This window comes from Methylobacterium frigidaeris (genome assembly GCF_022179185.1).
Taxonomy (GTDB): domain Bacteria; phylum Pseudomonadota; class Alphaproteobacteria; order Rhizobiales; family Beijerinckiaceae; genus Methylobacterium; species Methylobacterium frigidaeris.
In genome coordinates, this window is sequence record NZ_BPQJ01000086.1 from 1 (window position 1) to 12,641 (window position 12,641).

13 protein-coding genes are annotated in these 12,641 nt (G+C 64.0%); 3 read left to right on the forward strand and 10 right to left on the reverse strand.

The window, feature by feature from the left end:
* Nucleotides 1–413, reverse strand: a 413-nt coding sequence (locus MFF64_RS35560; RefSeq protein WP_099900478.1) for a response regulator, incomplete at its 3' end; no start/stop codon positions are given.
* Nucleotides 410–1,522, reverse strand: coding sequence for a sensor histidine kinase (locus MFF64_RS35565; RefSeq protein ID WP_238193747.1), 1,113 nt, complete (start codon nucleotides 1,520–1,522; stop codon nucleotides 410–412). The genes MFF64_RS35560 and MFF64_RS35565, both read right to left, overlap by 4 nt.
* Nucleotides 1,523–2,017: 495 nt before the next feature.
* Here MFF64_RS35565 and MFF64_RS38750 point away from each other — a divergent pair, with 495 nt between their 5' ends.
* Together MFF64_RS38750 and MFF64_RS35570 are read left to right on the forward strand one after the other, a co-directional pair.
* On the forward strand, nucleotides 2,018–2,149 hold the full coding sequence (locus MFF64_RS38750) for a DUF6894 family protein (RefSeq protein WP_438823124.1): 132 nt from the start codon (nucleotides 2,018–2,020) through the stop codon (nucleotides 2,147–2,149).
* Between the two features lie 232 nt (nucleotides 2,150–2,381).
* A complete protein-coding gene (locus MFF64_RS35570; protein WP_238193748.1) occupies nucleotides 2,382–4,346 on the forward strand; it encodes a hybrid sensor histidine kinase/response regulator in 1,965 nt (654 codons plus the stop codon).
* Between the two features lie 70 nt (nucleotides 4,347–4,416).
* On the opposite strand, the gene MFF64_RS35575 is transcribed toward MFF64_RS35570, so the two are convergent.
* The 5 genes from MFF64_RS35575 to MFF64_RS35595 all read right to left on the reverse strand — a co-directional run bounded on the left by MFF64_RS35575 (nucleotide 4,417) and on the right by MFF64_RS35595 (nucleotide 9,536).
* On the reverse strand, nucleotides 4,417–4,971 hold the full coding sequence (locus MFF64_RS35575) for a YciE/YciF ferroxidase family protein (RefSeq protein ID WP_238193749.1): 555 nt from the start codon (nucleotides 4,969–4,971) through the stop codon (nucleotides 4,417–4,419).
* A 176-nt stretch (nucleotides 4,972–5,147) separates the two neighbouring features.
* Complete coding sequence (locus tag MFF64_RS35580) at nucleotides 5,148–5,513, reverse strand: response regulator (protein ID WP_238193750.1); 366 nt, start codon at nucleotides 5,511–5,513, stop codon at nucleotides 5,148–5,150.
* A 97-nt stretch (nucleotides 5,514–5,610) separates the two neighbouring features.
* A complete protein-coding gene (locus MFF64_RS35585; protein ID WP_207767997.1) occupies nucleotides 5,611–5,994 on the reverse strand; it encodes a response regulator in 384 nt (127 codons plus the stop codon).
* Nucleotides 5,995–6,068: 74 nt separating this feature from the next.
* A complete protein-coding gene (locus tag MFF64_RS35590) occupies nucleotides 6,069–8,696 on the reverse strand; it encodes a PAS domain S-box protein (protein WP_238193751.1) in 2,628 nt (875 codons plus the stop codon).
* 48 nt (nucleotides 8,697–8,744) lie between these two features.
* A complete protein-coding gene (locus MFF64_RS35595; RefSeq protein ID WP_099901015.1) occupies nucleotides 8,745–9,536 on the reverse strand; it encodes a Crp/Fnr family transcriptional regulator in 792 nt (263 codons plus the stop codon).
* A 213-nt stretch (nucleotides 9,537–9,749) separates the two neighbouring features.
* On the opposite strand from MFF64_RS35595, the gene MFF64_RS35600 reads away from it, so the two are divergent.
* Complete coding sequence (locus MFF64_RS35600; protein ID WP_238193755.1) at nucleotides 9,750–10,010, forward strand: DUF6894 family protein; 261 nt, start codon at nucleotides 9,750–9,752, stop codon at nucleotides 10,008–10,010.
* 31 nt (nucleotides 10,011–10,041) lie between these two features.
* On the opposite strand, the gene MFF64_RS35605 is transcribed toward MFF64_RS35600, so the two are convergent.
* From MFF64_RS35605 to MFF64_RS35615, 3 genes are all read right to left on the reverse strand, one after another.
* Nucleotides 10,042–10,278 (reverse strand): hypothetical protein, encoded by a 237-nt coding sequence (locus tag MFF64_RS35605; protein WP_238193752.1) that lies wholly within the window; start codon nucleotides 10,276–10,278, stop codon nucleotides 10,042–10,044.
* Between the two features lie 756 nt (nucleotides 10,279–11,034).
* Complete coding sequence (locus MFF64_RS35610; protein WP_238193753.1) at nucleotides 11,035–11,799, reverse strand: Crp/Fnr family transcriptional regulator; 765 nt, start codon at nucleotides 11,797–11,799, stop codon at nucleotides 11,035–11,037.
* Between the two features lie 125 nt (nucleotides 11,800–11,924).
* The gene (locus MFF64_RS35615) at nucleotides 11,925–12,161 is read right to left on the reverse strand and encodes a hypothetical protein (RefSeq protein WP_238193754.1); all 237 of its coding nucleotides are present in this window, start codon (nucleotides 12,159–12,161) and stop codon (nucleotides 11,925–11,927) included.
* Nucleotides 12,162–12,641 lie beyond the last annotated feature (480 nt).

Genomic DNA, 12,641 nt, shown 5'->3' on the forward strand with positions numbered 1-12,641 from the left:
CCCCGCCCTGGGCCTACGCCCTCTGCAACGCGGCATGAATGGCCAAAGTCGAGCTTACAGGTCAGCAGGTGCTCCAGAAGGTGTTGCAGATGCGCCTGCTGGTAGGGCTTCTGGACCACCGGCACTACGCGGTAGACGGGGTCCACGCCCTCCAGACCGTAGCCGGTCGCGAACAGGAACGGGATCCGGCGCGCGAAGAGCTCATCCGCCACCGGGTAGCTGCGCGCCGCACCGAGGTTCACGTCGAGCACAGCTAGATCGAAGTCACCACCCTGCAGCTGCGTGAGGGCCTGCTCCAAGCGCATCGCCACAACAACGTCGCAGCCAAGATCGAGCAGCATGTCCTCGGCCAGCATCGCCACGAGGCTTTCGTCCTCGACGAGGAGCACGCGCCGGCCCTCAAGCGCGCTCATCGTGCCGGCTGCCCCTCAATTTTCTCTTGTCCATACCAGCCCAACGCGGTGAGCGGGATCTGGAGCCGGCAGATCACACCACCGGGGTCGTAGGCAATCGTCGCATGGCCGTCGAACTCCCGCGTAAGCTGGCGCTCGATCAGACGTGAACCGAACCCCTTGCGGGCGGGGGGCGCCACCGGCGGGCCGCCATGCTCCCGCCAGATCAGCGACAGGCGCTGTGTTCCGGCCTCGTCCGACTGCAGCGACCAGTCCACCGTGACGTGCCCCGCCGGCACGGAGAGCGCCCCGTATTTGGCCGCGTTGGTCATCAACTCATGCAGCGCCATAGCGAGCGTGACCGCCACCTTCGGATGCAGACGGCCATCCGGCCCGTTCAGCTGGAAGCGGCGTGCATCCACCTCGGCAAGCAGATGGGGCGCAAGGGACCGCTCGATCACGTCGCGCAGACTGGCGCTCTGCCAATTGTCGGCCGTCAGCACGTTGTGCGCATTGGACAGCGCGGCCAGGCGGGCATTGAACACGCCCTGAGCGGTGGGATCGGTGTCGCGGAAGCTCTGCGCCGCGAGGGCCTGCACGGTGGCCAGCGTGTTCTTCACCCGGTGGTTCAGCTCGTCGATGAGCAGGCGCTGGCGCTCGGCTGCGGCCTTCTCCTCAGTGATGTCGCGCACCTCGATGATGGTGCCGATGATGTTGGCGGTGTCGTCACGGATCGGGCTGGCGGTGAAAGCCACGGGGTAGAAGCTACCGTCCTTGTGCACGAGCACCTCCTCACCCTTCTCCTGGTTGTTTTGCGGGAAGGCGCGGTCGATGGCGCACTCGGCCAGAGGGAAGGGACGTCCATCCGGGTAGGTATGGTGGACGATGTCGTGCAGCGGGCAATCGCGCGCGAGCACCTCATCAAGGGTGTAGCCGGTCAGCAGCTCGGCAGCGCGGTTCATGTAGATGCAGTGCTGGCGGTCATCCATCAGGAAGATGGCGACCGAGGCGTTGTTCAGCACCGCGTTGAGCCGCCGCTCGGTCTCGAACAGCTGACCACCGCGGCGAAGCGTCTGTAACGGCTCAGAAGCTTCGGGAGAGGACTGGAGGGGCTGCCGGGAATGCGGCACGTGAGGGATCTTTCGTCGGGTGCGTCTCGGAACTCTGCAGGTAGCCTCAGGCGCCTGGTGACGCTGGGGCTGGAGGGAGTGCAACTCCATCCTAGGCTAGGCCTAGGAGGCGCAACGGACTGTGGTCAAGATTGTTCCGCCCGTAGCTCGGCCGTGTGTACTGCTGCACCATTCCAGGGGAATAGGGCGTGTCAATGAAGCGCACCATCGGCGACAGGTCACCGTGTTCCGGCTTGGCAGCACCGGAGCACCTCCCGCCCCCGCAAGACCCGAAGTGAGTCAGCGCCAGATTGGATTGGGGCGACGCAGCGAGCATAGCAATTACTGGGTCGCCTTCAGAAAATTTGATTCCGGCATAAATGAAGCCGTCGTTCTGGCTTTATGTTAGCGCGCTCTGCCCTCTGTCAGGGCACGAAAGCAGGATCGTTGATATCGATCCCAGCCTGTCGGCGACTGCGAGACATGCGCACTCCCGGCTCAAATGTGGAGCATGCAATGACTCTTTTCTTTTTCGATATTGAGGATGGTCAGCTGATCGCTGACGACACGGGAAGCAAGTTCCCCAACGCACATGCTGCCCGAGACGCTGCGATCAAGGTTCTACCTGACATAGCGCAGGATTATTAGACGCAGGCGACAGCCGAGAGGTTTCGGTGCTGATGCGCAACGAGGCAGGCCAGGACCTCTTCACGGCCTCCCTTACACTTGACGCCAGATGGTTGGTCGAGAGCGTCTGAGACGTGGGTCAGCCGCCAGCATTCCTGACGCGAGATCCACGACAGCTGGGCGTTGTCATGGTAGGAAGGCACCTATGGCTGCCGATCAACCCTCCTCCAGCACCCAGCAAGGCCAAGTCATAATGACCAGCAAGAGCCTCGAAGCGGTCGCGCTGCGCGATGATCGCTACCGGGTCCTGGTTGAAGCGATTGTTGATTATGCGATCTATATGCTCGACCCGCAGGGCAATGTCGCGAGCTGGAACCGTGGGGCTCAGCGCTTCAAGGGCTATACTGAAGCTGAGATCATGGGTGAACACTTCTCGCGGTTCTATACGGAGGAGGACCGGGCAACCGGTCTTCCCGCCCGCGCGCTGCACATCGCCGCCACCGAGGGCCGCTTCGAGCAGGAAGGCTGGCGCGTCCGCAAGGACGGCAGCCTGATGTGGGCCCATGTCCTGATCGATCCCATCCGCGGCGACGACGGCCAGCTGGTTGGCTACGCCAAGATCACGCGCGATCTGAGCGACCGGAAGGCCGTGCAGGAGGCCCTCAGCCAGAGCGAGCAGCGCTTCCGCATGCTCGTCCAGGGCGTGCAGGACTACGCCATCTACATGCTCGATCCGCTGGGCAAGGTGTCGAGCTGGAACCGTGGGGCGCAGCGCTTCAAGGGCTACACCGACGAGGAGATCATCGGCGAGCATTTCTCCCGGTTCTACACCGACGAGGACCGGGCAACGGACCTGCCGGCGCGAGCGCTCCGGACCGCCTCGAGCGAAGGTCGTTTCGAAGCCGAAGGCTGGCGGATGCGCAAGGATGGCACCCGGTTCTGGGCGCACGTGGTCATCGATCCAATCCGGGGCGAGCACGGCGAGCTCGTCGGCTTTGCCAAGATCACCCGTGACGTCACAGAACGGCGCAACGCGCAGCAGGAACTCGAAGCGACGCGCGCGCGGTTCATCCAGGCGCAGAAGATGGAGGCCATCGGGCAGCTCACGGGTGGCGTAGCCCACGACTTCAACAACCTGCTTGCCGTGGTGATCGGCAATCTGCATCTGGCCCGCAAGCACCTGCCGCCCGAGCGCAAACTCCGGCAGCTGATCGAGAACTCGATCCAGGCAGCCGAGCGCGGCGCCACGCTGACCAAGCGCATGCTCGCCTTTGCCCGCCGGCAGGAGCTGACCCGAGCCCCCGTTGATGTGCCGGCACTGGTGCGCGGCATGGCCGAGCTGCTGCAGCGTTCGATCAGCTCCAATATTCCGGTCAGCACGCAGTTTCCGCTGCAGCTGCCGCTCGCCTTCGTGGATGCCAGCCAGCTGGAGCTGGCACTGCTCAACCTGACGGTCAACGCGCGTGATGCCATGCCGAAAGGCGGGACGATCATGATCGCGGCCCGTGAGGCTCAGGTCGGCACCGACGAGGTTTCCGGGCTTGGGCCTGGTCACTACGTGTGCCTGTCGGTCACCGACACCGGTGAGGGTATGGACGAGCAGACCCTCGCGCGGGCCGCCGAGCCGTTCTTCACGACCAAAGGGGTCGGCAAGGGCACCGGGCTGGGCCTCTCAATGATCCATGGGTTCGCCGAACAGTCGGGCGGACGCCTGGTGCTCAAGAGCACCAAAGGTCAGGGCACGACTGCTGAGTTGTGGCTGCCGGTCGCTGAGGCAGGCGTCCTGCTCGGTGAGGACCAGGCGCCGGCTCCGAACCTTCCGGCGCTCAAAACCATGACGGTGCTGGTGGTCGATGATGATCCACTCGTGCTGATGAACACCGCCGCCATGCTGGAAGACCTCAACCACAAGGTGCTGGAAGCCTCGTCGGGTGAGCAGGCCCTGCGGATCCTGCGTCGTTCAGAGACCCTCGATCTCGTGATCACGGACCAGATGATGCCCGGGATGACCGGCACCCAGCTCCTCGAGGCGCTCAAGGCGGATCACCCTGACCTGCCAGTGATCCTGGCCAGTGGATACGCCGAACTCCCCGAGGACAAAATCATGGGGGTCGTGCGCCTGGGCAAACCCTTCGAGCAGGCTGAGCTCGCCCGCGCACTGGTAATGAGTCTCCGTCCAGAAGCGGAGGTTGTGCCGTTCCGGCCCAAGCACGGCTAAGACCGAGCCGATGCGGTCGGCCGGATAAGAAAAGGGGCGCCATGCGGCGCCCCTGCATCAGCCCAGTTGCTTAGGCGGCCTTCCGGCGGCCCTTGCCTTTGGTCTCGCCGTCTTCGTCGCCGTCAGCCTCAACCTCAGAGCCCTCGACGTTGATGCGTTCGGCGATCTGGGTAAGCAGCTCGTCGGTCTTCTTCTCCTCCTGCAGGGTCTCATCCAGCAGCTTGGCGGCATCCTCGTAGCCGAGCTGGCTCGCCCAAGTCTTCAGGGTGCCGTAGCGGGCGATCTCGTAGTGCTCGACCGCCTGGGCGCAGCCAACCAGCACCGCGTCGGCGGCCGGGCTATCGCCAAAATCTTCCAGGTCTTCTTCCATCTCGGCGGTCAGACCCTGCATCGCCTCGCAGGTCTTCCCGCGCACCGGCTTGCCGATGATCTCAAACACCTGCTGCAGGCGCTCGACCTGATTGGCGCTCTCCTCGGCGTGCGTCTCGAACGCCTGGCGCAGCTCCTCGTGCTCGGCGGCTTTGGCCGACTTCTTCAGCGCCTTCACCGACTGGCGCTCAGCGTAATACACATCCTTGAGCGTCTCGTAGAACGCGTCCTGCAAAGTCTTCTGCTTGTTTGCCATGTAATCCTGTCTCCCGCTGACGATTTGATCTGGTTCCCGGCAGCTTGGCAGCGGCCGGCGCTCTCGTAAGAACGTGCAGGCAGGGACACGGGTCCATAAATTGAACGGTTAAAATTGATTGTGGAAGGCGGGGATAATGCGCCAGGGCAGGGAACTCCCTGCAGCGTCGAGGGACTTTAGGCGTGGCCGAACGCGCTGAGCAGCTGATCGGAATGGTATGGCTTGGCCACGAACTGCCCGTGATCGGGCACATCCCGGTTGGCGAGCCGCATGCGGCCGGAGGTGATCACCAGACGGATATGCGGCCAGCGTTCCGCAACGCGGCTGGCCAGATCCAGCCCGTTCATCGAGCCGGGCATTTCGATATCGGTGAACAGGATGGCGATGTCCTCGCGCTCCTCCAGGGTCGCCCAGGCGGCATCGGCGCTGGCCGCCTCGATCACCGTAAAACCCTCATCCTCCAGCATGTCGACGGCCATCAGCCGCACGAGGTCGTCATCTTCGACCACAAGAACGATGACGGTGGCAGGGGATGAAGGCATGCGGAGCAGAATGACCGGAGATGGTTAAGGTCTTGGTCTCAGCGGGCGGACCGTTTACACGACAGCACGCCTGGCGTGCAACGCCTGAGGTGTCCGTTCATGCCGCCAGCAGCTCCTGCACGGTTCCAAGGACCAGCGTGGGATTGTAGGGCTTGCTGAAGAACCGCGCTTTGTCCGGCAGTTCGCCGGGCGCCGGCCGCGCCGCGCCCGACACCACCACGATCGCGATGTGCGGCCAGCGCCGTGCCACCTCGCGGGCAAGCGCGAACCCATCACAGGCGCCCGGCATCTGCACATCGGTGAACAGCAGCTGCACCTCCGGATGCCGCTCCAGGTAACGCAGGGCGCCCTCGGCGTTGCCGGCTTCCAAGACGCTGAACCCGGCGTCGTTGAGAAGGTCAGCGGCCTCCATCCGCAGCAGCACCTCATCTTCGGCCACGAGAGCCACAGCGTGGCGACGAACGGGTTCTGGCAGGCTCATTCCATCCCCATGGAGTAACCTGCAGCAATGTTTCAGCTCGGCTGTACACAATCCCCAACGAACGGGAGCCGCAGCTAAGCCGCAACCTCGCTACGCTGCTCCTGCATGGAGGCGAGCGGCGCCTCCAGACGGCAGACCAGCCCGGTCGGCGCATAGGTAAGCTTGACCTCGCCACCCACCTCGGCCGCGAAGCTGCGCTCGATCAGGCGCGAGCCGAACCCGCGGCGTGTCGGTTGGATCAGGATCGGCGGGCCGCCGTGCTCGGACCAGGTCAGGCAGAACCGCGGCGCGTCTCCTTCGTGCACGACGTGCCAGCGCAGCTCCACGACACCACTCTCGTTCGAGAGCGCGCCGTACTTGGCGGCGTTGGTCGCGAGTTCGTGCAGCGCCAGCGCCAGTGCCAGGGCCGCGCGGGCGGCCAGCAGCACGTTAGGCCCGCTGATCCGGAGCCGCGAGGGTTCTGACTGCCGATGCACACTGAGCGCGCCCTCGATCACCTCGACGATGGGGGCCGCCGTCCAGCTGGCCTGGGTAAGGATGTCGTGCGCCCGTCCAAGCGAGATCAGGCGAGCGGCAAAGGCCTCACGCACCTCGTTGATGTCGGTCGCGCCGCGCAGGGTCTGGCTGGCGATCGCCTGGACCATCGCCAGGGTGTTCTTGACCCGGTGCTGCAGCTCGCCGGTGAGCAGGCGCTGGTGCTCCTCAGCCCGCTTGCGCTCGGTAATGTCGAGCATGGCGCCGATCATCCGCACCGCCTTACCCTCGGTGTCCCGCAGCACGTAGCCGCGGTCGAAGATGTCGGCATAGGAGCCGTCGGCGCGCAGGAAGCGGTACTCGTCGATCCAGTGGTCGGTGCATCCATCGATGACAGCGTAGATGCTGGTTTTCACTCGCTCCCGGTCGTCCGGGTGAATGTGGGACTTCCACCAGGAGCCGCTCGGTCCGACCTCGTCGGCCGCGTAGCCGAACAGGGTCTGCACGGCCTCGTTCCAACGGATGTGGTCGCTGGCAAAATCCCAGTCCCAGATCGCGTCATTGGTGGCGCGAGAGGCCAGCCGGTAGCGCTCCTCGGTCTCGCGCAAGGCCTGCTCGGCATCGCGACGGTCGTGGATGTCGCTGTCGCTGCCGAGCCAGCCGACGACCTTACCGCCCTCATCGCGCAGGGGCTCAGCACGGATCAGGAACCAGCGGTAGGCGCCGTCGTGGCGCCGCAGACGAGCCTCGGTGTCATAGAGGACCTCACGCGTGCGTGCGTCCTCCCACACCTTCAGCAGGCCAGACAGATCGTCCGGGTGGATCACCTCGCCCCAGCCCAGAGGTAAGGCCTGCTCCGGCGTTTGCCCGGTGTACTCGTACCAGCGGTTGTTCAGATAGCTGAGGCTGCCGTCCGGGTTGCCGAACCAGATGATCGAGGGCGCCAGCTCGGTCAGCGCCTCGAAGCGTTGCTCGGCCTGCTTGCGCTCGTGGATGTCGACGGCGATGCCGATCCAGCTCTCCAGCACGCCGGCCGCGTTGCGTATGGGTTTGCCGCGCGCGAGGAACCAGCGGTACTGGCCATCGCTGGCCCGGCGAAATGGGATCTCGACCTCGTAGTGGCCCTCAGTCGCAACCGCGTGCATCCAGACGCCGAGCACCCTCTCTCGGTGGTCGGGATGAATGACGCTGGCCCAGCCGGTGCCGCTGGTGTCGCCGGGGGTCAGGCCAGTGTACTCGTACCAGGTCGGGTTGCAGTAGGTGATGTTGCCAGCGGCGTCACCGAACCAGACCACTTGCGGGCTGACCTCGACGAGCGAGCGGAACCGCAGCTCGGCGGCGCTGCGCTCGGCCGCGTCCTCACGCTGCTGGGTGCGGTCGCGCAGGATCTTCAGGAAGCCCTGGATCTCGCCGGTCTCGGCCTTGAGCGTCATCATCTCGCCGCTGGCCCAGAACCGCTCGCCACTCTTGCGGACGTGCCAGCGCTCGTCCGGGGCGCTGCCGTGCTCCAGCGCCGTACCCATCTCGATCTCGGGCTGCTTCGTAGCCAGGTCTTCAGGCGTGAAGAACCGGTGCGTCAGCTCACCCAGCATCTCGTCCTCGCGCCAGCCGAGGATGTGCTCGGCGCCGGCGTTCCAGCGGGTGACCCGTCCGCTCCGGTCCATCGCGATGATCGCGTAGTCGGTCGCGCTCTCCAGGATCCGGTCCTGCAGCTCCTTCTCGGCCTGCTGAATGCGCGCTGTGCGGCGCAGCTCCAGCTGCGCCATGGCCTGGCGCGCCAGGTGTTTGAGGGTCTTCTGCTGGCGGTCGGTCAGCGTCCGTGGCTGGGTATCGAGCACACACACCGTGCCGATCGGATGACCCTCCGGCGTTTTGAGCAGAGCGCCTGCGTAGAAGCGCAGGCCCGGTTCACCGGTGACCAGAGGGTTGCTCTTGAAGCGGGCGTCATTGGTCGCGTCGGGCACGTACAGGAAATCCTCCTGCAGGATTGCCTGGCGACAGAACGAGGTCTCCAGAGGCGTCTCACGCACGCCAAGGCCCACCTCGGCCTTGAAAAACTGCCGTCCGTCGCCGATCAGGTTGACTACGGCGATGGGCGTGCCGCAGATCTCGGCCGCCAGTTCCGCGATGCCGTCGAAGTCAGCCTCACGCGGCGTGTCGAGAATGCCGTAACTGGTCAGTGCCTGAAGACGCGCGCCTTCATCCATCAGGGGCTTAGCCTGCTCCATAGGACGATCACGTGCGGGCAACCGGTTATGTTCCATGAGGGTACCGGCTCAGATGGCCTGAGACATGGAGTTGTTGGATGCCGCGGTGGCACGTAGCGACACCAGCGTGCCGTTGGCATTGTAGACCGCCCCGAGCACCGCCTCGAAGTGCCGCTTGACCGCACCGTGGCACTCGCAGGCTGCCTCTTCCATGGCCGGGCGGCTGACGAGAATGATGCGTCCGCGCCGGACCTGGATCAGGCCTTGCTGCTGCAGGGTCCGCAGCGTGCGGGTGAGATAGGAGCGCTGCACGCCAAGGAGCTCGGCCAGCACCTCATGAGTGATCGGCAACACGTTGGTGTCCAGGCGATCCTGCAAGCTCAGCAGCCAGCGAACGCAGCGCGCTTCGATGGTGTGGCTGGCATTGCAGGCGACCGACTGCAGTACCTGGGCGAGCAGGCAGTCGGAGTAGCGGGTGATCAGGTTGCGCAGGCCCGGTGAGGTCTGCTTGATCTGCTGCAGCACCGGGGCCTCGATGCGCAGCACCCGGCCCGGGACCTGCACCACGGCACGGCTGAAGGCCGGCAGCGAGCCCTGGCTGACCACGCCGCCGATCGCGCCCTCATGGCCGACTGTGGCGGTCTCGACGGCGCGACCGTCCTTGAGCCCGATGACGAGGGCAGCCACGCATTGGCCCAGAGGGAACGAGATGAAGCTGACGTCCTCGCCGGCCTCGAAGAGCGCTTCGCCGCGGCGGTAATCCTTCAGCTCGAGGTGAGGCTTGAGCAGACTCTGATCGGGCAGGCGAAGAGCGCTGAGGAGCAGGTTGCCGCTGAGCAGGGTATCGATGTCGGGGGGCATGGCGGCAGTGGCGGATCGTTCCTGGGGCTTTGCCCACGACCCTTACCGCAACGCTAGCCGGCCCGTCTGTACACTAGTGCACAAATGCCCGGAAGTTTGGCGACTTTCATTGGCTTGGATGAGGCGGACCGCCACGCGGCCCATCCGATGTAACCATCAGCCGCCGAAGGGTTTCTAGGTCCAGACGGTTTCGATCTCTCCAGCTTGCGCCTCGTGATGCCCCGCTATTTTCTCGATTTCCAGGACGGCGCGCTGTGGCTGAAGGATGAGGAGGGGCAGGAGTACGAGAGCCTGCAGGCCGCGCGTGACGCGGCGATTGCGGCACTGCCCGACATCGGCCGGGAGGCTCCCCCCGCTGACGGCAAGCGCGACTTCGTGGCGATTGTCCGCGATGAGCAGGGTGTGGAGCTCTGCACGGTCCGGCTGAACCTGGATGCCGAATGTCACCCTGAGCGCCAGGAAATAACCGGCTAAGGGCTGTGGCAGAGCGCGCTGATGAACTGCGCTATTCGGCGTCCCCAGCCGGCTCGCTGTCGCTGATCCCAAGGACCGCGAGCGTTCCGCGCAGCTCCATGTTTTTCACGCGACGCTGGCGGCAGATCTGGGTGAACATCTGTGCCGTGGCCTGGTGGCCATCCTGATTTGCCAGAAAGGCAAGTTCGGCCAGTTCGCGGGCCAAGCCTTCTTGCTCAATAATTTCGGTGACTACTACGTCCACAAGCCGCTTGCGCTCGTCAGCCATTCACCGCCACCAGATATGAAGATGATCCTGAGATGGCAGCGCGCTGAAATGGCACAGGTCCGGGCGACTTGCATTAAAAATCTGCCAGCATTGCATCAAATGCAAGCCTGAGCAGAGACTTACCTTTAGGGCGAACGCCGGAGACTCGTTTACGATCTGGGTCTCGGCCCTGCCTGGAGCGACTGGTGTCCGGCTGCTCGCAACCTGTGAGTTATGAGCGCGTGAAAAGGCGTCCCGGTTGCCCGGGACGCCTTCGTTTGCAGCATCTAGCTCACTAAGAAAGGAGCTATGCATAACCGGCGGGTGACTAGTCCGCTGTCAGCTCAATCTTTTAAAGATTGACCTGCTTATATCGGCCATAGCCGTAAAACAGTGCCAAAATAAGGTTCGATCTGTTTACGATTGATAAAGTACAAATTCCACAAATTCAAATTTCTGTAAGCTATAAGGATTGCTGTAGCGCGGGTTCCGCACCGGCGGGCCGCGACCTAGCAGGATAGAGGCCGGGTAATCAGTTCGGCCCGCTGGTCAGGATAGGCCGAGTTTCGGATCTAGCTGTTCCCAATCGCTCTCCAGCAGGACCCGGATCGTCTCGGCTCTCGGGAGGACCTTTTTGCGGGCTGTTTCAAGCGTGGCTGGATCTTGCCCCTGGGCCAGCGCGCCCTCAGAAAGCTGCCGGCACAACTCGGCACGCTCATTCAGCAGCGAGAGCACTGACCCGAGCCGCACCTCCAAGACATTTGACGACGGCAATGTTCACTGAAGCCGGACCGGATCAGACTTGAACTGCATGCGCGCCGGATGGTTCGAAGTTGGAGGGAGGTGGAGATAATTGGTATCGAAGCCGGCGAATGCGTGCAGGCGGTTCAGGTTAGGGATGAAGAGGTTCTTGTGTCTCAGCACAACCAGACCCTCGGCACGAAGTGTCTGAAGAACGCGGTTGGTGTGGACGACTGAGAGACCCGAGGCGTCGGCCAAATCCGCCTGCGTGATCGGGAACTCGTAGCTGTCGGAAGTCGCCAATCCGACCACCTGAAGCCGAGCCAGCAACTCACAGAGGAGGTGGGCAATCTGCTTCTCGGCCGAGCGGCGTCCCATGCTGACCAGCCACTCGCGTGAGATTGCCTCGTCCACGAGGTCCGAGACGTGAAGCGCGTCTGCGATGGATGGGTGATCCGACGTGAGCATGCCAAGGTCCTGCCTCGACACGACCGCCACGTCGCAGCGCGTGAGGGTCGCCACCGCATGATCCATACGACCGAGAAGCGGAGCGTAGAGGTCGCAGGCGTCACCGGGAACCAGATAGGCGATGATGGCCCGCTCACCGTCAGGAAGGATCCTGTACCTGCATGCGAAGCCGCTCCGGATGAAGGTGACGTGATCGGAGGCTTCGCCCTCCTCGATCAGATCCTGATGAGCGCCGACCGAGACGATCCTGCCGTTTACCTGCTGCAACGCCGTTCTATCGTGATCTGATAGTCGGAAGCGTATCCCGAGCTTCTGGATGAGGGGGCTCAGCATTGGCCCTCCTGGCACACAGTGCCTGCGCCGGGTTCCCAAGGAACTCCATGCTGCCAAAATAGGCGCGGTTGCACAACCCGCGGCTGCACGTCCCAACGTGGTTGCCAAACGCTGAAACCGGTCGCTCAGGGGCTCGGCTTCGTGTTCTCTCCGTCCAACCGCAGCGACCAGACCAGGGCTCCGTGCTCGTCGATGAGCCACACGAGGTTGGTGTTGTCGGTGACGAGGAAGTCGCCTTCCGCCAGAGCCACGCTCACGGCGTCAGAGGGACTGGCGGCCTGTATGACTCGCCCCGAGGTAGCGTGAGCAGTCACGAGGCCGTCTGGCTCGCGCCAGCCGCGGTGCAGGTGGAACGTGCTCATCAATGCCTCCCACGCTTGAACCTCTCATCAAAGCGCTCATTGATGCGCCTCGTCTCCGGGCAGCCAAGGTCTGGCGTCGCACCCGGCTGCGTGGTGATACCTTTGGACGGCCGACGCGACCAAGCTCCTCCAGCCCTCGACCAATCCTTGGCTGCGCATCCTGCCGTCCACCTGCCAGCCATAGCAGAGCGCTCATATCGGAGGTCCGTCCTACGTACAGGATAAAGGTCTAGATCCATCGACCCTGGGAGGGGCAGCTTGCGATCCTGTCCGCCTCCCCTACGGCTTTGTCCATTCAGTGGACGATCCAGCTCTTGCAACCTGATCTGCTACCCCTGCGCTGAACGGGCAGGCTCGACGTCCGCGACGTCGGGCACGTAGGCGCACCAACCGCATTGTCCTTTCTGCTCCGCTGTAGGCGAGTTTGATCGGCCCCCACGAGGTGGTCCAAGTTCAAAGTTAGTGCAGTGTCGGCGTTTG

Coding starts and splice junctions, on each gene's coding strand:
- MFF64_RS35570 (WP_238193748.1), top strand. CDS start 2,382: ATGACCAGCAAGAGCCTCGAAGCGGTCGCGCTGCGCGATGATCGCTAC.
- MFF64_RS35595 (WP_099901015.1), bottom strand. CDS start 9,536: ATGCCCCCCGACATCGATACCCTGCTCAGCGGCAACCTGCTCCTCAGC.
- MFF64_RS35580 (WP_238193750.1), bottom strand. CDS start 5,513: ATGCCTTCATCCCCTGCCACCGTCATCGTTCTTGTGGTCGAAGATGAC.
- MFF64_RS35575 (WP_238193749.1), bottom strand. CDS start 4,971: ATGGCAAACAAGCAGAAGACTTTGCAGGACGCGTTCTACGAGACGCTC.
- MFF64_RS35605 (WP_238193752.1), bottom strand. CDS start 10,278: ATGGCTGACGAGCGCAAGCGGCTTGTGGACGTAGTAGTCACCGAAATT.
- MFF64_RS35610 (WP_238193753.1), bottom strand. CDS start 11,799: ATGCTGAGCCCCCTCATCCAGAAGCTCGGGATACGCTTCCGACTATCA.
- MFF64_RS35585 (WP_207767997.1), bottom strand. CDS start 5,994: ATGAGCCTGCCAGAACCCGTTCGTCGCCACGCTGTGGCTCTCGTGGCC.
- MFF64_RS35615 (WP_238193754.1), bottom strand. CDS start 12,161: ATGAGCACGTTCCACCTGCACCGCGGCTGGCGCGAGCCAGACGGCCTC.
- MFF64_RS38750 (WP_438823124.1), top strand. CDS start 2,018: ATGACTCTTTTCTTTTTCGATATTGAGGATGGTCAGCTGATCGCTGAC.
- MFF64_RS35590 (WP_238193751.1), bottom strand. CDS start 8,696: ATGGAGCAGGCTAAGCCCCTGATGGATGAAGGCGCGCGTCTTCAGGCA.